Origin of the sequence: Burkholderia sp. IO2 (genome assembly GCF_029522185.1) — a bacterium.
In the GTDB taxonomy this organism is placed as follows: Bacteria; Pseudomonadota; Gammaproteobacteria; order Burkholderiales; family Burkholderiaceae; genus Burkholderia; species Burkholderia cenocepacia.
This window is the reverse complement of record NZ_JAKWFH010000064.1, coordinates 16,284-40,286: the sequence shown is the minus strand read 5'-3', so window position 1 is coordinate 40,286 and position 24,003 is coordinate 16,284. Positions and strand designations below refer to the sequence as shown.

17 protein-coding genes are annotated in these 24,003 nt (G+C 64.3%); 6 read left to right on the top strand and 11 right to left on the bottom strand.

Annotated features, from left to right (window positions below):
* The first annotated feature begins 78 nt into the window (after positions 1-78).
* Entirely contained in the window at positions 79-1,764 is a 1,686-nt protein-coding gene (locus MMB92_RS30105; RefSeq protein WP_277563138.1) for a ShlB/FhaC/HecB family hemolysin secretion/activation protein, read from the top strand.
* Positions 1,765-1,938: 174 nt separating this feature from the next.
* Complete coding sequence (locus tag MMB92_RS30100) at positions 1,939-2,400, top strand: DUF2147 domain-containing protein (protein ID WP_006483501.1); 462 nt, start codon at positions 1,939-1,941, stop codon at positions 2,398-2,400.
* Positions 2,401-2,501: 101 nt separating this feature from the next.
* On the opposite strand, the gene MMB92_RS30095 is transcribed toward MMB92_RS30100, so the two are convergent.
* The 6 genes from MMB92_RS30095 to typA form a co-directional block, all read right to left on the bottom strand.
* Complete coding sequence (locus MMB92_RS30095) at positions 2,502-2,912, bottom strand: transposase (protein ID WP_006483499.1); 411 nt, start codon at positions 2,910-2,912, stop codon at positions 2,502-2,504.
* Between the two features lie 148 nt (positions 2,913-3,060).
* On the bottom strand, positions 3,061-4,158 hold the full coding sequence (gene zapE, locus MMB92_RS30090) for a cell division protein ZapE (RefSeq protein ID WP_012492563.1): 1,098 nt from the start codon (positions 4,156-4,158) through the stop codon (positions 3,061-3,063).
* Between the two features lie 98 nt (positions 4,159-4,256).
* Positions 4,257-5,687, bottom strand: coding sequence for a dihydrolipoyl dehydrogenase (lpdA, locus tag MMB92_RS30085; RefSeq protein WP_006483484.1), 1,431 nt, complete (start codon positions 5,685-5,687; stop codon positions 4,257-4,259).
* Between the two features lie 81 nt (positions 5,688-5,768).
* On the bottom strand, positions 5,769-7,046 hold the full coding sequence (gene odhB / locus MMB92_RS30080; protein WP_006493538.1) for a 2-oxoglutarate dehydrogenase complex dihydrolipoyllysine-residue succinyltransferase: 1,278 nt from the start codon (positions 7,044-7,046) through the stop codon (positions 5,769-5,771).
* Between the two features lie 136 nt (positions 7,047-7,182).
* A complete protein-coding gene (locus MMB92_RS30075) occupies positions 7,183-10,047 on the bottom strand; it encodes a 2-oxoglutarate dehydrogenase E1 component (RefSeq protein WP_006495342.1) in 2,865 nt (954 codons plus the stop codon).
* A 316-nt stretch (positions 10,048-10,363) separates the two neighbouring features.
* Entirely contained in the window at positions 10,364-12,190 is a 1,827-nt protein-coding gene (gene typA / locus MMB92_RS30070) for a translational GTPase TypA (RefSeq protein WP_006490690.1), read from the bottom strand.
* A 327-nt stretch (positions 12,191-12,517) separates the two neighbouring features.
* Between typA and MMB92_RS30065 the strand changes: the two genes are divergently transcribed.
* From MMB92_RS30065 to MMB92_RS30050, 4 genes are all read left to right on the top strand, one after another.
* Positions 12,518-13,009, top strand: coding sequence for a MarR family transcriptional regulator (locus MMB92_RS30065; protein WP_034178626.1), 492 nt, complete (start codon positions 12,518-12,520; stop codon positions 13,007-13,009).
* 87 nt (positions 13,010-13,096) lie between these two features.
* Positions 13,097-14,593, top strand: coding sequence for an efflux transporter outer membrane subunit (locus tag MMB92_RS30060; RefSeq protein WP_034200654.1), 1,497 nt, complete (start codon positions 13,097-13,099; stop codon positions 14,591-14,593).
* Between the two features lie 52 nt (positions 14,594-14,645).
* Complete coding sequence (locus tag MMB92_RS30055; protein WP_006490688.1) at positions 14,646-15,860, top strand: HlyD family secretion protein; 1,215 nt, start codon at positions 14,646-14,648, stop codon at positions 15,858-15,860.
* 28 nt (positions 15,861-15,888) lie between these two features.
* Complete coding sequence (locus MMB92_RS30050; protein WP_012492561.1) at positions 15,889-17,448, top strand: DHA2 family efflux MFS transporter permease subunit; 1,560 nt, start codon at positions 15,889-15,891, stop codon at positions 17,446-17,448.
* 107 nt (positions 17,449-17,555) lie between these two features.
* Here the strand turns inward: MMB92_RS30050 and truB are convergent, their stop codons facing one another.
* From truB to rimP, 5 genes are all read right to left on the bottom strand, one after another.
* Positions 17,556-18,488, bottom strand: a complete 933-nt coding sequence (truB, locus tag MMB92_RS30045) for a tRNA pseudouridine(55) synthase TruB (protein ID WP_034200655.1) — start codon at positions 18,486-18,488, stop codon at positions 17,556-17,558.
* Between the two features lie 13 nt (positions 18,489-18,501).
* A complete protein-coding gene (gene rbfA / locus MMB92_RS30040; protein ID WP_006495346.1) occupies positions 18,502-18,900 on the bottom strand; it encodes a 30S ribosome-binding factor RbfA in 399 nt (132 codons plus the stop codon).
* Between the two features lie 115 nt (positions 18,901-19,015).
* Complete coding sequence (infB, locus tag MMB92_RS30035; protein WP_277563137.1) at positions 19,016-21,931, bottom strand: translation initiation factor IF-2; 2,916 nt, start codon at positions 21,929-21,931, stop codon at positions 19,016-19,018.
* 91 nt (positions 21,932-22,022) lie between these two features.
* A complete protein-coding gene (gene nusA / locus MMB92_RS30030; RefSeq protein WP_006495348.1) occupies positions 22,023-23,498 on the bottom strand; it encodes a transcription termination factor NusA in 1,476 nt (491 codons plus the stop codon).
* Complete coding sequence (gene rimP / locus MMB92_RS30025; protein WP_006490686.1) at positions 23,498-23,956, bottom strand: ribosome maturation factor RimP; 459 nt, start codon at positions 23,954-23,956, stop codon at positions 23,498-23,500. The genes nusA and rimP overlap by 1 nt, the downstream gene beginning before the upstream one ends.
* Positions 23,957-24,003 lie beyond the last annotated feature (47 nt).

The following is a 24,003-nucleotide window of genomic DNA, read 5'->3' as shown; positions in this document are numbered from 1 at the left end:
GCACGCGGCGCGCGACACCCCGGTGTCGCGCGCCGGCATTACAAAGAAGACGAAAAGCAAGGCCTACGAGGAAGAACAATGAAATCCAGACTCGACAGATGGATGATGCTGCTCGCCATCGCGGCAGCAGGTACGGCACAGGCACAAACGCGCGTCGGCGGTAACCCGCTCGACTCCCTTCCCCAGATCAACGCGCCGAAGACGGGCCCGAACGTCACCGTACAGGTCGCGCCACAGGCGCCGCAATTGCAGGAGCTGCTGTCGCGGCACCTGACGCCGACGACGTTCCAGGTCGAAGGCGTGAAGTCGATACCGTTCGAAGAAATCACGCGCCGCTTCACACCGCTCGTCGGCAAGGACATCACGATCGGCGAACTGATCGAAACCGCCAACGGCGTGACGACGCTGTACCAGGAACGCGGCTACGCGCTGTCGTTCGCGTTCGTCCCCGCGCAAACGTTCGAGAACGGCGTCGTGCGCATCACGGTGGTCGAAGGCTATGTGTCGGACGTCAAGGTCACCGGCAAGCCCGGTGCGATGGAACCGAAGATTCGCGCGATTGCCGCGCACATCACGGCCGATCGCCCGCTGCGCCGCGCGACGTTCGAGCGTTACGTGAACACGTTCGGCCTGCTGCCCGGCCTCACGGTGAAGGCGAATGTCCCGCCGCCGCAGACCACCGACGGCGCGACGACGCTCGAGCTCGCGGTCGATCGCAAGCCGTTCAACGTCAGCACGGGTATCGACTTCAACCACCCCGGCGTGCAGGGCCTCATCACCGCGACCGAAAACGGCCTGACGCGGTTCGGCGAGCAGTTGAGCATCTCGGCGCTCGCGCCGCCGGGACGCGACAAGCAAACCTATTTCGCGTTCAGCGGCGCGGTGCCCGTCGGCAGCAGCGGCCTGATCACGCGCCTCGACGCCAGCACGTATCGCGGCAAGCCGACCGACAACCCGGGGTTGCCGTCGTACGTCGAGCGGACGGTCAAGAACGAAAAACTCGGTCTTTCGGCCTCCTATCCGATACTGTTGAACAATCAGCGCAGCCTGCTCGGCACCGTGTCGGGCTATGCGTCGCACAACGAGGACCGCTACCAGAACCAGATCAACGGTGCGAGTCTCGATACGCGCTCGCAGGTCCGCGTGCTGCAGATGCAGCTCGACTACACGAGCGTCCAGCCGAAACAGGTACAGAAGCTGAGCGTTAACGTCGCGAAAGGATTCAACATCCTCGGCGCATCGAAAGCGCAGGACATCACCGTCGGCACGACCACGACCTCGGTGGACAGCCCGATCTCGCTGACCTTCGTGCGCACCGGCGCGACCTTCACGCAGACGAACGAATGGCCGTTCCGGATCGGCACGTCGGTCTCGCTGACCGGGCAATACAGTCCCGACTCGCTGCCGACGTCCGAACAGATCTCGTTCGGCTCGACCCGTTACGCGCTCGGCTACCAGCCGGGCGAGACATCGGGCGACTCGGGCTGGGGGATGTCGCTGGAGGTCAACCGCGGCTTCACGCCGGGCTGGACGTATCTGAAATCGATCACGCCGTACATCGCATACGACATGGCGCGCGTGTATCTGCACTCGGGCACGCCGTCGCCGAACCGCATGTCGTCGGTCGGCATCGGCGTGCGGTTCACGGACAGCCGTTATTACAGTCTCGACCTGAACGTCGCCAAACCGGTGGGCGACGCACCGGTCGAAAGCGCATCGCGCAGCCCTCGGATCAATGCCGCGTTCTCCTATCAGCTCAACTGATCGGTCACCCAAGTCACGAAACAGCCCGCGTCACGCGGGCTGTTTCGATTAGAGTCCCCTCTATCAAACGTGGCGCGCGGTTTCACGTATTCTGGCGAAGCTCGCAACATGCCCGCCCCATGCAGACGGTCGTGCGGGCGAATCGAACAGACATGCAAAACAAGGAGGATGACAATGATTCAACTGACCCGCCCGTTGCGTGCAATCGCCATTGCCGGCGCCCTGCTCGCGTGCGCAGCCCCCACGTTCGCGCAAGCCGATAGCCCCATCGGCATGTGGCAGACGATCGACGACAACACCCATCAACCGAAGGCACTCGTACAGATCGCCGAAGATGGCGACGGCTCGCTGACGGGTAAGGTCGTCAAGGGCCTCGGCGCGAACGATACGCCCGATCGCCGCTGCACCGCGTGCACGGACGAGCGCAAGGATCAGCTCATCAAGGGCATGACGATCATCAAGGCGATGAAGAAGGACGGCGACCACTGGGACGGCGGCAACATTCTCGACCCGGAGAACGGCAAGGTCTACAAGTGCAAGATGACGCTCGAAGACGGCGGCCAGAAGCTCGTGGTGCGCGGCTACATCGGCGTGTCGCTGCTCGGTCGTTCGCAGACCTGGGTTCGCCAGCAATAACGCCGTACGCGCCGAAACGCGCGGCTCAATGAAGAAATCGGCCTGCGACGACGTCGCCAGGCCGATTTCTTTTGGTGCGCGCACAACGAAACGCGACGGCATCACGCCGCGTGCTTCATCGCATCCGCTGCATAGCTACCCGGTGCACGATACGCGGGCGCTGCGTTGCTACGCGCCTCCGCCGCCTTCGATTGCGTGTGCTTGCGCATCCGCGCGGACAGTTCATTGCACAGATTCATGCCGGCGTCGCCATAAAGCTCACGCATCACGTTCATCAGCGTACCCGTTTCGTGCCACACCTTGAAGCGGCGATGGCATGTTTGATACGACGGGTAACGGCGCGGCATGGCCGACCATGTTGCGCCACTGTAGATCACCCAGAGCACGCCGTTCAGCACGGCCCGCGTGTTGGCTAACGGCCGGCCGCGCAACTCGGTGCGCGGTTGCATTTCGGGCAGAAGCGGCGCGACGCAGCGCCATTCGTGGTCGGTCAAATCGCGATACGGGGTCATGGACATCTCCAGCCTTAATAACCATGACACCACAATATCGGCTCACCTCAACGATGAATATAAGACAAATCCGAAAATACCCGGAGATCGGCAGAATTTAACCGAAATTGACGTTTAAATCCCGCCAATTACCAAGCTCACCATCCGCTCAGGTCAACGACGTATCGACGATGCGGCGCGGCGTTTCGAGATACTCCTTCGACTGCATCTCGACGATGCGCGAGACCGTACGCGCGAATTCGTTGGCCATCGGGCCTTCGACGTACAACTCCTCGGCCGGCACCGCAGCGGACATCAGCAGCTTGACCTTGTGGTCGTACAGCACGTCGATGAGCCACGTGAAGCGGCGCGCTTCGGATGCCATCCGCGGCGACATCTGCGGCACCTCGGACAGCACGATCGCATGGAAGCGGCTCGCCAGTTCCAGGTAGTCGTTCTGCGAACGCGGGCCGCCGCACAGCGTCGCGAAATCGAACCACACGACGCCGTCCGCCTTGCGCAGCGCCTTCAATTCGCGTTTCTCGATATGCAGGATCGGGCTCTCGTCGGGCACCGCCGCGAGCTTGCCGAATGCATGGCGCAGTTCGCGATCGGCCTCCGCGCCGAGCGGCGTGTGATACATCTTCACCTGCGCGAGCGTGCGCTGGCGATAGTCGACCCCCGCATCGACGTTGAGCACGTCGAGCTTTTCCTTGATCAGCGCGATCGCCGGCAGCATGCGGTCGCGATGCAGACCGTCCGGATACAGATCGTCGGGATCGTAATTCGACGTCATCACGAACTGCACGCCGTTGTTGAACAGGCGATCGAGCAGGCGGTACAGGATCATCGCGTCGGCGATGTCCGACACGTGAAACTCGTCGAAACAGATCAGCCGGTAACGCTTCGCGATGCGTCGCGCGAGTTCGTCGAGTGGATCGGCCTGCCCTTTCAGCTCCTCGAGCTCGCGGTGCACTTCGCGCATGAATTCGTGGAAATGCAGGCGCGTCTTGCGCTGCACGGGTACGACTGCGTAGAAGCTGTCCATCAGGAAGCTCTTGCCGCGACCGACACCGCCCCACATGTAGACGCCGCGCGGAAGATCCGGATGATTGATGAGCTTCTTGAAAGCGTTCGAGCGGCGCGCCTTGTATTCGACCCATTCGTCGAAACAGCGCTGCAGGCGATCGACGGCCGCGCGCTGCGCGGGATCGGACTGATAGCCGCGCGTGGTCAGTTCGCGCGTGTAGTATTCGGTGACGTTCATCGGGCAAACCGGAAAGAACGAAGGCGAGCGGGAAACCCCGCCCGCCTTCGTCATGAGACGGCTGCGCCGGCCGACGGCCGGCAGGCGCTACCCCGTGCTCAGCTGTTCAGCGAGCGCTTGTCGACGGCGAGCGCCGCTTCGCGCATCACTTCCGACATCGACGGGTGCGGATGGCAGATGCGGGCGATGTCTTCCGACGCCGCCTTGAATTCCATCGCCACCACGGCTTCCGCGATCAGGTCCGACGCGTTCGCGGCGATCACGTGCACGCCGAGCAGTTCGTCGGTCTTCGCATCCGCGATCATCTTCACGAAACCGTCCGGCGCGTTCATGCCGAGCGCGCGACCGTTGATCGAGAACGGGAACTTGCCCGTCTTGATCTCGCGGCCTTCCGCCTTCAGCTGCTGCTCCGTCTTGCCGACCCATGCGATTTCCGGGTACGTGTAGATCACCCACGGAATGCAGTTGTAGTCGATGTGCGGCTTCTGGCCGTCGATCACTTCCGCGACCAGCACGCCTTCGTCTTCCGCCTTGTGCGCGAGCATCGGGCCGCGCACCACGTCGCCGATCGCGTACACGTTCGGCACCGCCGTGCGGCAATGGTCGTCCACGTCGATGAAGCCACGCTCGTTCGCCTTCAGGCCGATCGCCTCGAGGCCGAGGTTGTCGGTGTTCGGCACGCGGCCGACCGACACGATCAGGCGGTCGGCGTCGAGCGTCTGCGCGTTGCCGTCCTTGTCCGTGTAGGCGATCGACACGCCGTTCGCGGTCGTCTTCACTTCACCGATCTTCACGCCGAGATGGATGTCGAGGCCTTGCTTCTTGAACAGCTTGGCCGCTTCCTTCGCGAGCGCTTCGTCGGCTGCGCCGAGGAATGCCGGCAGCGCTTCGAGCACCGTCACGTCGGCGCCGAGGCGACGCCACACCGAGCCGAGCTCGAGGCCGATCACGCCTGCGCCGATCACGGCGAGCTTCTTCGGCACCGAGTCGAACGTCAGCGCACCTTCGTTGTCCGACACGATCTTGTTGTCGACCGGAATGTTCGGCAGGTGACGCGCCTTCGAACCCGTCGCGATGATCACGTTCTTCGCGGTGACGACTTCGGTTTCACCCTCGCCGCTCACTTCGATCTGCACGCCGGCGTCGGTCTTGCCGGTGAACTTGCCATGGCCCTTCAGCCAGGTGATCTTGTTCTTCTTGAACAGGAACTCGATCCCGCTCGTCATCTTCTCGACGATCGCGTCCTTGCGGCCGAGCATCTTCGCGACGTCGATCTTCACGCCGTCGACGGTGATGCCGTGGTCGGCCAAGTGATGCGACGTGTTCTCGAACTCTTCCGACGACGCGAGCAGCGCCTTCGACGGGATGCAGCCGACGTTCAGGCAGGTGCCGCCGAGCTTCAGCGCGCCGGCCGGGTTCTTCCACTTCTCGATACAGGCAACGGTCTTGCCGAGCTGCGCGGCGCGAATCGCGGCGATGTAGCCGCCGGGGCCGGCGCCGATCACGACGACGTCAAATTCCTTGGACATGACAATCCTTTCTACTTGTACGCCCGCAGGTTCGCGTGTGAGCGCGACCCTGCGGAACGGGTCGATGCAGTGAGACTCGGCTTACAGGTCGAGCAGCAGGCGTGCCGGATCTTCCAGCGCATCCTTCATCGCGACGAGCGACAGCACGGCTTCGCGGCCGTCGATGATGCGGTGGTCGTACGACAGCGCGAGGTAGTTGATCGGGCGGATCACGATCTGGCCGTTCTCGACGACCGGGCGCTCCTTCGTCGCGTGCACGCCGAGGATGGCCGACTGCGGCGGGTTGATGATCGGGGTCGACAGCATCGAGCCGAACACGCCGCCGTTCGAGATCGAGAACGTACCGCCCGTCATTTCCTCGATCGACAGCTTGCCGTCCTTCGCCTTCTGGCCGAATTCGGCGATCTTCTTCTCGATCTCGGCGAGGCTCAGTTGATCCGCGTTGCGCAGGATCGGCACGACCAGGCCGCGCGGCGAACCGACCGCGATACCGATGTCGAAGTAGCCGTGATAGACGATGTCGTTACCGTCGATCGACGCGTTCACGAGCGGGAATTTCTTCAGCGCATGGACGGCGGCCTTCACGAAGAACGACATGAAGCCGAGCTTCACGCCATGTTCCTTCTCGAACTTGTCCTTGTACTTGTTGCGCAGTTCCATGACCGGAGCCATGTTCACTTCGTTGAACGTCGTCAGGATCGCGTTGGTCTGCTGCGATTCGAGCAGACGCTCGGCGATACGCGCACGCAGACGCGACATCGGCACGCGCTGTTCCGGACGATCGTTCAGCCACGTCGCGGCCGACGCCGGCACCTTCACTTCCGGCAGCGACGGCTTCGCAGCGGCGGTCTTCGCCGGTGCGGCGGCCGGAGCAGCCTTCGGTGCGCTGCCTGCAGCCAGCGCGTCGCCCTTCGTGACGCGGCCGTCGCGGCCCGAACCTGCGACGTCGCCCGTCGACAGGCCCTTCTCGGCCAGCAGCTTCGCTGCGGCCGGCGATGCGGCGGCCGAGCTCGACGCGGTTGCGGCGGCCGGCTGAGCGGCCGGTGCGGCGGCAGCCGGCGCGGCGGCCGGCTTGACTTCGGCTGCGCCTGCCGCTGCTTCGGCAGCACCTGCCTTCGCTTCGGTGTCGATCGTCGCGATGATCTGGTCGGCCACGACCGTGTCGCCGTCGTTCTGCAGCACTTGCGCGAGCACGCCCGCTGCCGGTGCCGGCACTTCGAGGACGACCTTGTCGGTCTCGAGTTCGATCAGGATTTCATCCTGCGCGACTGCTTCGCCCGGCTTCTTCTTCCACTGCAGCATGGTGGCTTCCGACACCGACTCCGACAGCTGGGGGACTTTGACTTCTACGATAGCCATGTGATTTTCCTGGATGCTTAATCTGGGGTGTGACGAGGTTCGTGCGATTCCTTCGGCCGGTGCGGCGCGCTACGCGCCCGGCGGGCCAAAAGGGACGGGAAAGCGCCGCGCGCCTTCCCGTTTCGCTTGACGTCGGTTATTTCGCGATCGATGCGCTCTTCAGGCGGCCGAATGCCCCTTCGATCAGGGCCTTCTGCTGCTCGTAGTGCTTCGCGTAGTAGCCAACCGCCGGCGAGGCCGAAGCCGGACGGCCGCTGTATGCCAGCTTCTGCCCTTCCTTCATGCCTTCCTTCAGATGGTGCTCGACGTAGAACCAGGGGCCCTGGTTCTGCGGCTCGTCCTGCACCCAGACCACTTCAGTCGCGTTCTCGTACTTCTTCATTTCGGCTTCGAACTGCTTGTGCGCGAACGGATACAGCTGCTCGATCCGGATGATCGCGACGTCGTTCGCCTTCGCTTCGCGGCGATGTGCAACGAGGTCGTAATACACGCGGCCCGAGCATACCAGCACGCGCTTGACCTTCTTCGCGTCGATGCCGCCGTCGGTTTCGCCCAGCACCGGCTGGAACGAACCCTTCGCCAGTTCGGACAGGTCCGACACGGCTTCCTTGTGACGCAGCAGCGACTTCGGCGTGGCGACGATCAGCGGCTTGCGGAACAGGCGGATCATCTGGCGACGCAGCAGGTGGAAGATCTGCGCCGGCGTCGTCGGCTGAACGACCTGCATGTTGTGGTCAGCGCACAGTTGCAGGAAACGCTCGATACGCGTCGACGAGTGTTCCGGACCCTGGCCTTCGTAGCCGTGCGGCAGCAGCATCGTGAGACCCGACACGCGGCCCCACTTCACTTCGCCCGACGAGATGAACTGGTCGATCACGACCTGCGCGCCGTTGACGAAGTCGCCGAACTGCGCTTCCCACAGCACGAGCGTGTTCGGCTCGGCGGTCGAGTAACCGTACTCGAAGCCCAGCACCGCTTCTTCCGACAGCACCGAGTCGATCACCGTGAACTTCGCCTGACCTTCGGCGATGTTCTGCAGCGGCACGTACGTGCCGTCGTTCCAGCGCTCGCGGTTCTGGTCGTGCAGCACCGCGTGACGGTGCGTGAACGTGCCGCGGCCCGAGTCCTGACCCGTCAGGCGCACCGAGTAGCCCGATGCGACGAGCGACGCGAATGCGAGGTGTTCGCCCATGCCCCAGTCGAGCGGCTGGTCGCCGCGCGCCATGTTGCGGCGGTCGTTGATCACGCGCTCGACGAGCGGGTGGACCTTGAAGTTTTCCGGGACGGTCGTGATGCGTTCGCCCAGGCGCTTCAGTTCGGCGAGCGGCACGGCCGTGTCGGCTGCGTCCGTCCACTTGCGGTTCAGGAACGGAACCCAGTCGACCGCGTACTTGCTCTTGTAGTTCGACAGGACCGGATCGACGGTGTGGTGGCCGTCGTCCATCGCCTTGCGGTACGCCTTCACGTAGTTGTCGGCGTCTTCGGCGGTGATCACGCCCTGCTGCACGAGCTTCTCGGCGTACAGCGCACGGGTGCCCGGGTGCTGCGCGATCTTCTTGTACATCAGCGGCTGCGTGACCGCCGGCGTGTCCTGCTCGTTGTGACCCAGCTTGCGGAAGCAGACGATGTCGATCACGACATCCTTGTGGAACTGCATCCGGTAGTCGATCGCGATCTGGATCGCGAGCACGACGGCTTCCGGATCGTCGCCGTTCACGTGCAGCACCGGCGCTTCGATCATCTTGACGACGTCGGTACAGTACAGCGTCGAACGCGCATCGCGCGGGTCGGACGTCGTGAAGCCGATCTGGTTGTTGATGACGATGTGCAGCGTGCCGTGCGTGCCGTAACCGCGCGTCTGCGCGAGGTTCAGCGTTTCCATCACGACGCCCTGGCCAGCGAAGGCCGCGTCACCGTGGATCTGCACCGGCAGCACTTGCAGGCCGTCTTCGTCGCCGCGACGGTCCATCCGCGCCTTCGCGGAACCTTCGACCACCGGGTTCACGATTTCGAGGTGCGACGGGTTGAACGCGAGCGACAGGTGGACCGGGCCGCCTTCCGTCGACACGTCCGACGAGAAGCCCTTGTGGTACTTGACGTCACCGGCCGGCAGGTCGTCGACGTGCTTGCCTTCGAATTCGGCGAACAGGTCGGCCGGCATCTTGCCCAGCGTGTTGACCAGCACGTTCAGACGGCCGCGGTGAGCCATGCCGATGATGATTTCCTGCACGCCGCTCTTGCCCGCGTGCTGGACGACTTCGTCCATCGCCGCGATGAAGCTCTCGCCGCCTTCGAGCGAGAAGCGCTTCTGGCCGACGTACTTGGTGTGCAGGTAGCGCTCGAGGCCTTCGGCGGCCGTCAGGCGATTCAGGATGTGCTTCTTCTTGTCGATCGAGAACGACGGCGTCGCGCGGGTCGACTCCAGGCGCTCCTGCCACCAGCGCTTCTGTTCCGGATCACTGATGTACATGTACTCGGCGCCGATCGTGCCGCAGTACGTGTCGCGCAGACCCTTGACGATGTCGCGCAGCGAAGCCTGGTCGAAGCCGAAGTACAGGTTGCTTGCGCTGTAGGTCTGGTCGAGGTCGCCTTCGGAGAAGTCGTAGAACGCGGGTTCGAGCTCGGGAATGGCCGGGCGTTCGCGGCGCTTCAGCGGATCGAGATTGGCCCATTGCGAGCCGAGGAAGCGGTAGGCGCTGATCAGCGACTGGACGTGCACCTGCTTGCGTGCGGTCGCGAGATTGCTGGTGCTTTCGCGCGGGATGAAGGCATTGGCCTTAGCACGCTCGGCGAACGATTCGACGATCGGGAAATGCGCAACGTCATTGGCGTTGGAGCCGTCCGTTGCAGGCACGTTCTGCAGCGCGTCGAAATACTCTCGCCAGTTCTCCGGCACCGACGCCGGATTGTTGAGGTATGCATCGTACAGTTCTTCAACGTACGAAGCATTGCCGCCGAACAGATAGGAGTTCAGCTGAAACTGCTTCATTACATCTGACATTTTACGCTCACCTTTCTTCGAGCTTCTCGAGAAATAGCGGGTTACTCAACCTTCCGCGACACGGCCTGACCGTTTAGCGGATTGCGAATCAAGTCTTGCTTGGAAGGACCTAAAACTTGCGTGCGCGCAGCATATCACAGAACCGATACCGGAGTTCACGGCGAAATGTGCCTGAAAGCACCGCGCGGCGGGGTTTTGCCGGATTGCCGCGACCTGCGGGAACAGTGTTTTGCAGGCAATCCGGTTGCCCGACGCGCGGATGCAAAAAAGGCTGCCCGAAGGCAGCCTTTTTCGTCGTGTCGGGAACGGCCGATGCTCAGTCGACCGCGCCTTCGCGGCTCGCGCGGCGACGCTCGTGTTCCTTCAGGAAGCGCTTGCGCAGGCGGATCGACTGCGGCGTCACTTCGACGAGCTCGTCGTCGTCGATGAATTCGACCGCGTATTCCAGCGACATCTGGACCGGCGGCACGAGACGCACGGCTTCGTCGGTACCCGACGCACGCACGTTGGTCAGCTGCTTGCCCTTGATCGGGTTCACGACGAGGTCGTTGTCGCGGCTGTGGATGCCGATGATCATGCCCTCATACAGCGCGTCGCCCGGCTTCACGAACATACGGCCGCGATCCTGCAGCTTCCACAGGGCGTAGGCCACGGCCGCGCCGTCGTCCTGCGAGATCAGCACGCCGTTGCGACGTTCGAAGACCGAACCGTCCTTGACCGGCGCATACGAGTCGAAGATGTGGCTCATCAGGCCCGTGCCGCGCGTGAGCGTCAGGAATTCGCTCTGGAAGCCGATCAGGCCACGCGCCGAGATCTTGTATTCCAGACGCGTGCGGCCGCGGCCGTCCGATGCCATGTCGAGCATTTCGCCCTTGCGGCGGCCGAGCTCTTCCATCACGCCGCCCTGGTGTTCGTCCTCGACGTCGACCGTCAGCAGCTCGTACGGCTCGTGACGCACGCCGTCGATTTCCTGCATCACGACGCGCGGACGCGACACGGCCAGCTCGTAGCCTTCGCGGCGCATGTTCTCGACGAGAATCGTCAGGTGCAGCTCGCCGCGACCCGACACTTCGAACACCGTTTCGTCGCCGGTATCCTTCACGCGCAGCGCGACGTTGTGGTTCAGCTCCTTCATCAGGCGGTCGCGGATCTGGCGGCTCGTCACGAACTTGCCTTCGCGGCCGGCGAGCGGCGACGAGTTGACGAGGAAGTTCATCGTCAGCGTCGGTTCGTCGACGGTGATCATCGGCAGCGCTTCCGGCGTGTCGACCGCGCAGATCGTCGCGCCGATGCCGACGTCTTCAATACCGTTGATCAGCACGATGTCGCCCGCTTCGGCCGACTCGACCTGCACGCGCTCCAGGCCCTTGAAAGACAGCACCTGGTTGATCTTGCGGTTCAGCACGTCGCCTTCCGGGCCGAAGCGCATCACGACCGGCTGGCCCGGCTTGATGCGACCGCGCGTGATGCGGCCGACGCCGATCCGGCCGACGTACGTCGAATAGTCGAGCGACGTGATCTGGAGCTGCAACGGCGCTTCCGGATCGGCCGGGCGAACCGGCACGTGCTCGAGGATCGCCTCGAACAGCGGACGCATGTCGCCTTCGCGGGCCGCCGGGTCGAGCGACGCGTAGCCGTTCAGGCCCGACGCGTAGACGATCGGAAAGTCGAGCTGCTCCTCGGTCGCGCCGAGCTTGTCGAACAGGTCGAAGGTCTGGTTGATCACCCAGTCGATCCGCGCGCCCGGGCGGTCGATCTTGTTGACGACGACGATCGGCTTCAGGCCGAGCGCGAGCGCCTTCTTCGTGACGAAGCGCGTCTGCGGCATCGGGCCCTCGACCGCGTCGACGAGCAGCAGCACCGAGTCGACCATCGACAGCACGCGCTCGACTTCGCCGCCGAAGTCCGCGTGCCCCGGGGTGTCGACGATGTTGACGTGCGTGCCTTCGTATTCGACCGCGCAGTTCTTCGCGAGAATCGTGATCCCGCGTTCCTTTTCGATGTCGTTCGAGTCCATCACACGCTCGGCGACTTGCTGGTTGTCGCGGAAGGTGCCGGACTGGCGAAGCAGTTGGTCGACGAGCGTCGTCTTGCCGTGGTCGACGTGAGCGATGATGGCGATATTGCGAAGGGCGCGGGTCATAGAAACCTGGAAATCGTTTGAACGCGCAAACGCGCGCGCTCGTTTTCACGGGCGCGCGCTGTTGCAGCTTGGAAAGCCACAAATTATAGCACGTGCGCGTGTCGACAGCTGACCCGCACGGTGCAACGCAACAAAACGGGCGCCACCGCCACCCTTCCGAACCGGTCGACCGCCCGGCGCGCCGCCATCGAACGACCGAAAAAACCTTATCCCGACAAGGGACTCTCGCCGGACAAAGCGCGCGTTTTGCCGTTCGATTAACATTTGCCGCGGCAAGCAATTGTGCCTATACTGCTGCCTAGTCAACTATTGCAGCTTCAGGGTTTTATGTCGGATTCTCCTACCCCACCGCCCGTTTCGCCGCTGTCTTCTTACCAGATGAACGACAGCGTCGGTTATCTGATGTCGCGCGTGAAGTCCGTGATGACCAACCTCGTCACGCAACGCACGCAGGAAGAGCTCGGCATCACGGGCACGCAGGCGAGCATGTTGTTCATGATCGCGGTCGGCAAGTGCTCGACGGCCGCCGAACTCGCGCGCGAATACGGGATCGACGCAAGCGCGGTCACGCGCCTGCTCGACCGGGTCGAGAAACGCGGCCTGCTGTCGCGCGTGCGCAGCGTCGAGGACAGGCGCGTCGTGCGGCTCGAGCTCACCGACGAAGGCCGGGCGCTGGCCGAACGGCTGCCGCCGATTTTCCGCAGCGTGCTCGACCAGGTGCTGGACGGGTTTACGCCGGAAGAAGTCGGGTTCCTGAAGAGCATGCTGCGCCGCATTCTCAGCAACTATTGCGAGACGGCCGGCGGTAGCATCACGTAATAGTTGCCATAACAATTACTTTTGACAGATTAATGTAAGGAAATCCTTGCAGTGTCCATCATTCATTCCGAGTCAGGGGTTAGCGCGATGAAAACCTCCCCGTTGTCCGTGCGCGCCGGGTCGTGCCGCGCCGCCGTCGCCGCCGCGGTCGCCGCGCTGGCGCTGGCGGGCTGCGCGAATTACATCGGCATCAAGAGCGACAAGCAGATCGCCCCCGCGTCGCAATTCGAATCCACCCAGAGCCTGCCGGCCCAGGGCGGCCAGTGGCCGGCGCTCGACTGGGCCAGCCAGTTCGGCGATCCGCAACTGCCGAAGCTGATCGACGAAGCACTGCAGGGCAACCCGTCGATCGCGCAGGCGCAGGCGCGCATCGCGAAGGCCTCGTCGTACATCGAATCGTCGCGCTCGAACCTGATGCCGAAGGCCGAAGCCAGCTATTCGTGGACACGCGAGTTGTATTCAGCGAACGGGCTGTTCCCGCCCCCGTACGGCGGCCAGTGGTACAGCGAGAACAACGCGCTCGCGAGCGCGTCGTGGGAACTCGATCTGTGGGGCAAGAACCGCGAACGCCTGCACACGGCCGTATCGCAGGAAAAAGCGGCCGAAGCCGACATGCAACAGGCGCGCATCACACTCGCGTCGTCGGTCGCGCGCACCTACAACTCGCTCGCGCAGCTCTACGCACTGCGCGACATCGCGCAACGCGAGATCACCAACCGCGAGACGGTCGGCAAGATCACCGACGGCCGCGTATCCGCCGGCCTCGACACCAACGTCGAACGCCAGACGGCGCGCGGCAACATCGCGACGACCCAGGCTTCGCTGTCGGACCTCGACGGCCAGATCACGACGGTGCGCTACCAGCTTGCCGCGCTGCTCGGCAAGGGTCCGGATCGCGGGCTGCAGATCGCGGCGCCCGTGATGAACCCGAGCGGCAACGTCACGCTGCCCGGCAACCTGCCGGCCGACCTCGTCTCGCGCCGCCCCGACATCGTCGCCGCGCGCTGGCAGGTCGAAGCCGCGATGCACGACGTGAAGGAAGCGAAGGCCGAGTTCTACCCCGACGTGAACCTCGCGGCCGGCTTCGGCTTCGATGCGTTCGGCTGGGGCAAATTCCTGAACTTCGCGAGCCGCCAGGCGCAGTTCGGCCCGGCGATCCACCTGCCGATCTTCGATGCCGGCGCGCTGCGCGCGCAGCTCAAGGGCCGCTACGCGGACTTCGACCTGTCGGTCGCGAACTACAACCAGACGCTGATCAGCGCGCTGAACGACGTCGCCACGCAGGTCGCGTCGATCCGTGCGATCGATCGCCAGATGGGCGACGCGCAGCGTGCGCTCGACGCGTCGACGCGCGCGTACGATCTCGCGGTCATCCGCTACAAGGCCGGCCTGTCGCCGCAACTGCAGGTGCTGACGGCGGACAGCAACCGCCTCGCAGCGGAACAGACGGTGACCAACCTGAAGATGCGTCGCCGCGACATGCAGCTCGCCCTGATCAAGGCGCTCGGCGGCGGGTTCGACGCGACCGGCACGCCGCTCGCCGCGCCCGATGCCGCCACGCCGACCAAACAGGCCGCCAACTGAGCCGGCGCCACCACTACGCAGACACTCGAAATAACGGACGGAGAAAATCGCCATGAGCGACCAACAAAACGCCGCCAGCGCGCAGCCGCAGAACAACGGCAAGCGCAAACGAATGATGACGCTGCTCGTCGCGGTCATCGTGATCGCGGCCATCGCATACGGCCTGTACTACTTCCTCGTCGCGCGCTTCCATGAAGACACCGACGATGCCTACGTGAACGGCAACGTCGTGCAGATCACGCCGCAGGTCACCGGCACCGTGATCGCCGTGAAGGCGGACGACACGCAGACGGTCAAGGCCGGCGACCCGCTGGTCGTGCTCGACCCGGCCGATTCGCAGGTCGCGCTGCAGCAGGCGGAAGCCAACCTCGCGCAGACGGTACGCCAGGTGCGCGGCCTGTTCGTCAACGACGACCAGTACCGCGCGCAAGTCGCGCTGCGCCAGTCCGACCTGTCGAAGGCCCAGGACGACCTGCGTCGCCGCCTGGCCGTCGCGCAAACGGGCGCCGTGTCGCAGGAAGAAATCTCGCACGCCCGCGACGCGGTGAAGGCCGCGCAGGCATCGGTCGACGCCGCGCAGCAGCAGCTCGCATCGAATCGCGCATTGACCGCGAACACGACGATCGCATCGCATCCGAACGTGATGGCCGCCGCCGCGAAGGTGCGCGACGCATACCTCGCGAACGCACGTAACGTGCTGCCGGCGCCGGTCACCGGCTACGTCGCGAAGCGCTCGGTGCAGGTCGGCCAGCGCGTGTCGCCCGGCAACCCGCTGATGTCGGTGGTGCCGCTGAATGCCGTGTGGGTCGACGCGAACTTCAAGGAAGTCCAGCTGAAGCACATGCGCATCGGCCAGCCGGTCGAAATGACGGCCGACATCTACGGTTCGTCGGTCACGTACCACGGCAAGGTCGTCGGTTTCTCGGCCGGCACGGGCTCGGCGTTCTCGCTGCTACCGGCGCAAAACGCGACCGGCAACTGGATCAAGGTCGTGCAGCGCCTGCCGGTGCGGATCGAACTCGATCCGAAGGATCTCGACAAGCATCCGCTGCGCATCGGCCTGTCGATGCAGGTCGACGTGGACATCAAGGACGAACGCGGCGACCAGCTCGTCAACGCGCCGAACACCGTCTACGAGACCAACGTGTTCGCGAAATACGGCGACGAAGCCGACGCCGAAATCGCGCGCATCATCGCCGAGAACGCAGGCGGCAACGCGTCGGCGCCGGTCGCGGCGAAGCAGAACAGCGCCGCGAAAATGATGTAACCGTTCCGACTCCGGAAAGACAACCGACATGGCACAGGCTCCTGTCTCCCACCCGCCCTTGCAGGGCGGGCAACTCGTGCTCGGCACGATCGCGGTGTCGCTCGCGGTGTTCATGAACGTGCTCGACACGTCCATCGCGAACGTCGCGATCCCGACCATCTCGGGCGACCTCGGCGTGTCGTCCGACCAGGGCACGTGGGTCATCACGTCGTTCGCGGTCGCGAACGCAATCTCGGTGCCGCTGACTGGCTGGCTGACCGACCGTTTCGGGCAGGTTCGCCTGTTCCTCGCGTCGATCATCCTGTTCGTGATCTCGTCGTGGATGTGCGGGCTGTCGCCGAACCTGCCGTTCCTGCTCGGCTCGCGCGTGCTCCAGGGCGCGGTCGCCGGCCCGATGATTCCGCTGTCGCAAGCGCTCCTGCTGTCGAGCTATCCGCGCGCGAAGGCGCCGATGGCGCTCGCGCTATGGGCGATGACGACGCTGATCGCGCCCGTCGCGGGTCCGATTCTCGGTGGCTGGATCTCCGACAACTATTCGTGGCCGTGGATCTTCTACGTCAACATCCCGGTCGGCATCGCTGCCGCCGCCGCGACGTGGGCGATCTACCGTAATCGGGAGTCGGCCGTGCGCCGCGCGCCGATCGACGGCGTGGGCCTCGCGCTGCTGGTCGTCTGGGTCGGCTCGCTGCAGATCATGCTCGACAAGGGCAAGGATCTCGACTGGTTCGCGTCGACGACCATCGTCGTGCTCGCGCTGACCGCTGTCATCGCGTTCGCGTTCTTCGTGATCTGGGAGCTGACCGCCGAGCACCCGGTCGTCGACCTGTCGCTGTTCCGCATCCGGAACTTCACCGGCGGCACGGTCGCGCTGTCGATCGGGTACGGCCTGTACTTCGGTAATCTCGTGCTGTTACCGCTGTGGCTGCAGACGCAAATCGGCTACACCGCGACCGACGCCGGCCTCGTGATGGCGCCGGTCGGGTTGTTCGCCATCCTGTTGTCGCCCCTCACCGGGAAGTATCTGCCACGCACCGATCCGCGCTTCATCTCGACGGCGTCGTTCCTGACGTTTGCGCTGTGCTTCTGGATGCGTTCGCGATATACGACGGGCGTCGACGAATGGTCGCTGACGCTGCCGACGCTCGTGCAGGGCATCGCGATGGCGGGCTTCTTCATCCCGCTCGTGTCGATCACGTTGTCCGGCCTGCCCGGCCACCGCATTCCCGCGGCGTCCGGCCTGTCGAACTTCGTGCGGATCATGTGCGGCGGCATCGGCACGTCGATCTTCCAGACCGCATGGGACCACCGCAACAACTTCCATCACGCGCAACTGGTCGAGCAGGCGAACCCGTACAACCCGACGTTCAACCAGGCCGTCACGCAGATGGGCAATCTCGGGCTGTCGCAGAACCAGGCACACGGACTGATCAACAACATGGCCACGCAACAGGCCGCGCAGCTCGGCGTGAACGACCTGTTCTACATCTCGGCGGTCATCTTCGTGCTGCTGATCGCACTGATCTGGATCACCAAGCCCGAACGCGCGGGCGGTGGCGATGCCGGTGCGGCGGCGTCGGCGGCGCACTGAGCGCTACCGGCACGCCGCATCCCTGCGCGGTCACGCCAAACAAAAAGCCCGGTCGAAATCGACCGGGCTTTTTCATGCCGCTGCATGCACTTGCGTGCACGACTACATCATTGCGCCGTCACGACCAGCCGTTCCGGGGCGAGCACGCCATTCGCCTTGCGCGCCACGCCGAGCAACCGCGTCGCGTCATACACACGCACGCGCTCGCCATCGGCCGCGTCGATCGGCTCCAGCGCCGACAGCGGCAGGCGCTGACCATGCAGGAACCGCTTCGCGGACGCGTCGTCGAGCCGAATGGCCGGGAACGTCGACAGCAACGCATCGACCGGCTGCAGCCATGCATCGCGCGCCGCTTCGGCAGCGTCCGACAGCGCATCGAGCGTCACCGCATGCTCGAGCGTCAGCGCGCCGACGCCCGTGCGACGCAGCATCGTCAGATGCGCGCCGCAACCCAGCGCCTCGCCGATATCCTCCGCCAGCGTGCGCACATACGTGCCCTTGCTGCAGGTCACGCGAAACGTCACGTCGGGCAGCTCGCAGGCGAGCAGATCGAGCGCATGAATCGTCACGTTGCGGCCTTCCCGCTCGACGGTCTGGCCGGCCCGCGCATATTCGTACAGCGGCTTGCCGTCGCGCTTGAGCGCCGAATACATCGGCGGCACCTGCACGATGTCGCCGGTGAAGCGCACGAGCGCGGCTTCCACCGCCGCACGATCGCATTCGACCGGCCGCGTGTCGATCACGTCGCCTTCCGCGTCACCGGTAGCCGTGCGCTGGCCGAGACGCATCGTCGCTTCATACGTCTTGTCGGCGTCGAGCAAGTCCTGCGAGAACTTCGTCGCCTCGCCGAAGCACAGCGGCAACAGGCCAGAAGCCAGCGGATCGAGCGTGCCGGTGTGACCGGCTTTCTTCGCGAGAAGCAGGCGCTTTGCGCGAATCAACGCATCGTTGCTCGACAGGCCGACCGGCTTGTCGAGCAGGAGAACGCCGTCCAGCACGCGCCGGGGCACGCGCGGACGTTGGGGTGCTGCATTCGTCATAGGCCGGTCGAGCTCAATCGTCCTTGGCAGGCGCGTCGGCCTCGTCGTCGTCCTTCGCGCGCGTCGAATTTGCTTCCTTGATCAGGCGCGACATTTCGACGGCCTTCTCGATCGTCTGGTCGTAGTGGAAATGCAGCGTCGGCACCGTATGAATGTGCAGGCGCTTGAACAGCAGGTTGTGCAGGTGGCCCGACGCATGGTTCAGCGCCTCCTGCGTCTTGTCCGGATCGCCGGTGAGCGCCGTGAAGTAGACCTTCGCGTGCGCATAGTCCGGCGTGAGTTCCACGCTCTGGATGGTTACGATGCCGATGCGCGGATCCTTGACCTCGCGCATGATGAGTTCGGACAGATCGCGCTGAATCTGGTCGGCGATCTGAACGTTGCGATTGGGGGAAGTACGTTTCCTGGACATGATCGATCCGTGATCCGTTTATCAGGATGAAGCGGCGGCCATGTTCGGCACGCCACCATGAAAATGGGCGGGACAGGCCCAAGCCTGCCCCGCCCATGAGCCGATTACGCGACGATTACAGCGTCCGCGCGACTTCGGTCACTTCGAAGACTTCGAACTGGTCGCCTTCGATGATGTCGTTGAAGTTCTTCACCGACATACCGCACTCGAAGCCTTGCTTCACTTCCTTCACGTCGTCCTTGAAACGCTTCAGCGATTCGAGTTCGCCCGTGAAGATCACGACGTTGTTGCGCAGCACGCGCACCGACGACGAGCGCTTGACGATACCGTCCGTGACCATACAGCCTGCGACCGTGCCGACCTTCGGTACCTTGAAGACCTGGCGCACCTCGACCATGCCGGTGATGACTTCGCGCTTCTCCGGCGCCAGCATGCCCGACATCGCCGCCTTCACCTCATCCACTGCGTCGTAGATGATGTTGTAGTAGCGGATATCGATGCCGTTCGCTTCGGCCAGCTTGCGTGCCTGAGCATCCGCACGCGTGTTGAAGCCGATGATGACCGCCTTCGATGCCGTCGCGAGGTTGACGTCGTTTTCGCTGATGCCACCGACCGCGCTGTGCACGATCTGCACGCGCACTTCGTCGGTCGACAGCTTGAGCAGCGACTGCACGAGCGCTTCCTGCGAACCCTGCACGTCTGCCTTGATGATGAGCGGCAGGTTCTGCACTTCGCCTTCGCCCATCTGCTCGAGCATGCTTTCCAGCTTCGCGGCCTGCTGCTTCGCGAGCTTCACGTCGCGGAACTTGCCTTGACGGAACAGCGCGATTTCGCGCGCCTTGCGCTCGTCCGGCAGCACGATCACTTCCTCGCCCGCACCCGGCACTTCCGACAGACCCTGGATTTCGACCGGGATCGACGGACCGGCTTCCTTCGTCGGCTTGCCGTTCTCGTCGAGCATCGCACGGACGCGGCCGTAAGCCGTACCGGCCAGCACGATGTCGCCGCGGTTCAGCGTACCGGACTGCACCAGGATCGTCGCGACCGGGCCTTTACCCTTGTCGAGCTTCGCTTCGATCACGATGCCCTTGGCCGGCGCCTCGACCGGTGCCTTCAGTTCCAGCACTTCGGCCTGCAGCAGCACGTTCTCGAGCAGATCGTCGATCCCTGCGCCCGTCTTCGCCGACACCGGCACGAACGGCGAATCGCCACCGTATTCTTCCGGCACGACGCCTTCCGCGACCAGCTCCTGCTTGACGCGATCCGGGTTCGCTTCCGGCTTGTCGATCTTGTTGATCGCGACGACGATCGGCACGCCACCCGCCTTCGCGTGGGCGATCGCTTCCTTCGTCTGCGGCATCACGCCGTCGTCGGCCGCCACCACCAGCACCACGATGTCGGTCGCCTTCGCGCCGCGTGCACGCATTGCCGTAAACGCTTCGTGACCCGGCGTATCGAGGAACGTGATGACGCCACGCGGCGTGTCGACGTGATAAGCGCCGATGTGCTGCGTGATGCCGCCCGCTTCGCCCGCGGCAACCTTCGCGCGGCGGATGTGGTCGAGCAGCGAGGTCTTGCCGTGGTCGACGTGACCCATCACCGTGACGACCGGCGGACGCGGCAGTTGCTCCGCATCGGTACCGGTTTCGCCTTCGACGAGCAGCGCTTCCGGATCGTCCAGCTTCGCGGCGACCGCGCGGTGGCCCAGTTCCTCGACGATGATCATCGCCGTTTCCTGGTCCAGCACCTGGTTGATCGTGACCATCTGGCCCATCTTCATCATCACCTTGATGACTTCGGAGGCCTTGATCGACATCTTGTGCGCGAGATCGGCAACCGACACCGTTTCCGGCACGTGCACTTCACGGACGATCGGTTCGGTCGGCGCCTGGAACGACGATGCGCTGTCCTGGTGACGGCCGCGACCCTTCGGGCCGCCGCGCCAGCCGCGGTCGACGCCGCCGCTCGAGTCGCCGCGCGTCTTGATGCCGCGACGCTTCGACGCGTCGTCCTGCCAGCCGCCCTTGCCTGCGCCCGGCTTCTTGTTGCGGTCGCCCGCGCCTGCCGGCGCTTGCGTCGTGGCCGGTGCCGCGGCGCCGGCCGGCTTCTTCACGGCCGGACGCGCCTGCGCACCTTCCAGCTTCGCCGGCTTGTGCAGCGTGCCCTTCGCTTCGGCCGGCTTCGCCGGTTCCGCCGGCTTCGGCGGCTCGACTGCCTTGACCACGGCCTTGCGCGGCGTGTTCATCATTTCGCGGATCGCGCGCGCTTCGGCCTCCGCCGCCGCGCGACGCTTGCTGATCTCTTCCTGCTCGGCGCGCGCCTTGTCGGCCGCCTCGCGGGCAGCGTCCTCGGCCTTCTTCGCCGCTTCGCGCTGCGCCGCACGTTCGGCGGCTGCGCGTGCCTCGTCCTGCGCGGACTGCGTCGGCGCGGTTTCCTGCTCGGCGGCGGCCTGCTGGGCTGCCGCCTGCTGCGCTGCGGCGGCTTCCGCCGCGGCACGCTTCGCCGCGGCTTCTTCCTCGGCGCGACGACGCTCGGCCTCGGCCGCTTCCTCGCGGGCGCGACGCTCGGCTTCCTCGCGTTCGAGGCGTTCCTGACGCTCGCGCAGCTCCTGCGCCTGCTTCTCGAGCAGCTCGGCCTCGCGGCGCGCTTCTTCCTCGCGACGCTTCAGTTCCGCATCGTCGTCCGCTTCGGCGACCTGCGCCTGACCCTGTTCCGCACCTTCGCTCACGTCGTCGCGCTTGACGAACGTACGCTTCTTGCGAACCTCGACCTGAATGGTGCGAGCCTTGCCCGTCGCGTCAGATTGCTTGATCTCCGACGTATGCTTGCGGGTCAGCGTGATCTTGCGCTTGTCGCCGTCGGTTGCGCCGTGTGACTTGCGCAAATGATCGAGCAGACGCGCCTTGTCCGCTTCGGACAGCGCATCGTCTTCACTCGCTTTCTGGACGCCCGCTGCCTGCAGCTGTTCGAGCAGCACACCAGCAGGCATTTTCAGTTCCGCGGCAAATTGGGCTACGTTGTTACTCGCCATTCATTCCTCTTAGTGCAAGGACCGATTCCTTGCGGTTAGCATCGGGTCAGGCCATACGGCCGCCATCAAATCAGTGCGCCATGGTCATTTCTCACTGGAACCAGTGTTCACGTGCTTTCATGATCAACGCCTTAGCGGCATCCTCTTCCATCCCGGTCATGTCGACCAGTTCATCTACAGCCAGCTCGGCGAGATCGTCGCGCGTCTGCACGGCGTGTTCGGCCAGCTTCGCGAGCAGCTCCGGCGTGATGCCGTCGAGGCTCTTGAGATCCAGCGCTGCGTTCTCGACCTTTTCTTCGTTCGCGATGGCCATCGTCAGCAGCGCGTCGCGTGCGCGGTTGCGCAGTTCGTGCACGGTGTCCTCGTCGAACGCTTCGATTTCGAGCATTTCGTTGAGCGGCACGTACGCGATCTCTTCGAGGCTCGTGAAGCCTTCGTCGATCAGGATGTCGGCAACTTCTTCGTCGACGTCGAGGCGCGCCATGAACAGTGCACGCAGCCGGTCGCGCTCTTCACCCTGCTTCAGGGCGGATTCGTCCGGCGTCATGATGTTGATCTGCCAGCCGGTCAGTTCGCCGGCAAGGCGAACGTTCTGACCGCTGCGGCCGATCGCGACAGCCAGTTCGTTCTCGTCGACGACGACGTCCATCGAATGCTTTTCTTCATCGACGACGATCGACTGGACGGCTGCCGGCGCGAGCGCGCCGATCACGAACTGGGCGGGATCCTCCGACCATAGCACGATGTCGATGTTTTCGCCACCGAGCTCGTTGCGCACGGCCTGCACGCGCGAACCGCGGATGCCGACGCAGGTGCCGATCGGATCGATCCGCTTGTCGTATGCGATGACGCCGATCTTCGCGCGCACGCCCGGGTCGCGGGCAGCCGCCTTGATCTCGAGCAGGCCCTGTTCGATTTCCGGCACTTCCATCTCGAACAGCTTCATCAGGAATTCGGGCGCCGTACGCGACAGCTCGATCTGCGGGCCGCGCGCGGTGCGGTCGACCTTCGCGATGTACGCACGCACGCGGTCGCCCACGCGCAGGTTTTCCTTCGGGATCAGCTGATCGCGGCGCAGCAGCGCCTCGACGCGGCCCGATTCGACGATGAAGTTGCCCTTGTCGAGGCGCTTCACCGTACCCGTCATGATCTTTTCGCCACGCTCGAGGTAGTCGTTCAGGATCTGCTCGCGCTCCGCGTCGCGCACCTTCTGCAGGATCACCTGCTTCGCGGCCTGCGCGCCGATGCGACCGAACTCGATCGACGGAACGGGTTCCTCGACATACTCGCCGACTTCGACGTCGGGCTTCTGCTCACGTGCTTCGAACAGCAGGATCTCGCGATCCGGCTCCTGCAAGCCTGCCTCGTCGGGCACGACGAGCCAGCGACGGAAGGTTTCGTGCTCGCCGCTTTCGCGATCGATATGGACGCGGATTTCGGCGCCTTCGTCGAACAGCTTCTTGGAAGCGGACGCGAGCGCAGCCTCGAGGGCGCCCAGCACCACATCCTTGTCGACGTTTTTCTCGCGCGCCAGCGCATCCACCAGCATCAACACTTCGCGACTCATTATTTGCGGCTCCTAAAGTCAACTTGCGGAATCAGGCGGGCTTTGTCGATATCGGCCAGCGTGAAATCCAGCATGGCTGCCTCGCCCTTCTTCCCCTCAAATTCCAAACCGATCGTTTCGCCATTCGGCGCGTGCAGAATGCCCCGGTACGTCTTGCGCCCGTCCAGCGGCTTTTTCAAGGTCACGGAAACTTCGCTGCCGGCGAAGCGCTCGAAGTCGGCCAGCTTCTTCAACGGGCGGTCGAGCCCCGGGGACGAGACTTCGAGCCGTTCGTAATCGATATTTTCGACCGTCAAGACGTGCTGGAGCTGACGCGTAACCTTTTCGCAGTCATCGAGCGAGATGCCGGCAGGCTGATCGATATAGATGCAAAGCATGCCGCGCCCGGTGCGCTCGAGTTCCACCAGCTCGTAGCCGAGCCCGGTGACCGTGGTTTCTATCAGTTCCGTCAGTTGCACAGTGTCCTCTCAGGTGTTCGCGCCCGCCGCTCGCGATTCACCCGCGG

What these genes read in the sequence shown, in the direction of transcription:
- MMB92_RS30105 (WP_277563138.1), top strand. Translation starts at nt 79, where the DNA reads ATGAAATCCAGACTCGACAGATGGATGATGCTGCTCGCCATCGCGGCA.
- MMB92_RS30100 (WP_006483501.1), top strand. Translation starts at nt 1,939, where the DNA reads ATGATTCAACTGACCCGCCCGTTGCGTGCAATCGCCATTGCCGGCGCC.
- MMB92_RS30095 (WP_006483499.1), bottom strand. Translation starts at nt 2,912, where the DNA reads ATGACCCCGTATCGCGATTTGACCGACCACGAATGGCGCTGCGTCGCG.
- zapE (WP_012492563.1), bottom strand. Translation starts at nt 4,158, where the DNA reads ATGAACGTCACCGAATACTACACGCGCGAACTGACCACGCGCGGCTAT.
- lpdA (WP_006483484.1), bottom strand. Translation starts at nt 5,687, where the DNA reads ATGTCCAAGGAATTTGACGTCGTCGTGATCGGCGCCGGCCCCGGCGGC.
- odhB (WP_006493538.1), bottom strand. Translation starts at nt 7,046, where the DNA reads ATGGCTATCGTAGAAGTCAAAGTCCCCCAGCTGTCGGAGTCGGTGTCG.
- MMB92_RS30075 (WP_006495342.1), bottom strand. Translation starts at nt 10,047, where the DNA reads ATGTCAGATGTAATGAAGCAGTTTCAGCTGAACTCCTATCTGTTCGGC.
- typA (WP_006490690.1), bottom strand. Translation starts at nt 12,190, where the DNA reads ATGACCCGCGCCCTTCGCAATATCGCCATCATCGCTCACGTCGACCAC.
- MMB92_RS30065 (WP_034178626.1), top strand. Translation starts at nt 12,518, where the DNA reads ATGTCGGATTCTCCTACCCCACCGCCCGTTTCGCCGCTGTCTTCTTAC.
- MMB92_RS30060 (WP_034200654.1), top strand. Translation starts at nt 13,097, where the DNA reads ATGAAAACCTCCCCGTTGTCCGTGCGCGCCGGGTCGTGCCGCGCCGCC.
- MMB92_RS30055 (WP_006490688.1), top strand. Translation starts at nt 14,646, where the DNA reads ATGAGCGACCAACAAAACGCCGCCAGCGCGCAGCCGCAGAACAACGGC.
- MMB92_RS30050 (WP_012492561.1), top strand. Translation starts at nt 15,889, where the DNA reads ATGGCACAGGCTCCTGTCTCCCACCCGCCCTTGCAGGGCGGGCAACTC.
- truB (WP_034200655.1), bottom strand. Translation starts at nt 18,488, where the DNA reads ATGACGAATGCAGCACCCCAACGTCCGCGCGTGCCCCGGCGCGTGCTG.
- rbfA (WP_006495346.1), bottom strand. Translation starts at nt 18,900, where the DNA reads ATGTCCAGGAAACGTACTTCCCCCAATCGCAACGTTCAGATCGCCGAC.
- infB (WP_277563137.1), bottom strand. Translation starts at nt 21,931, where the DNA reads ATGGCGAGTAACAACGTAGCCCAATTTGCCGCGGAACTGAAAATGCCT.
- nusA (WP_006495348.1), bottom strand. Translation starts at nt 23,498, where the DNA reads ATGAGTCGCGAAGTGTTGATGCTGGTGGATGCGCTGGCGCGCGAGAAA.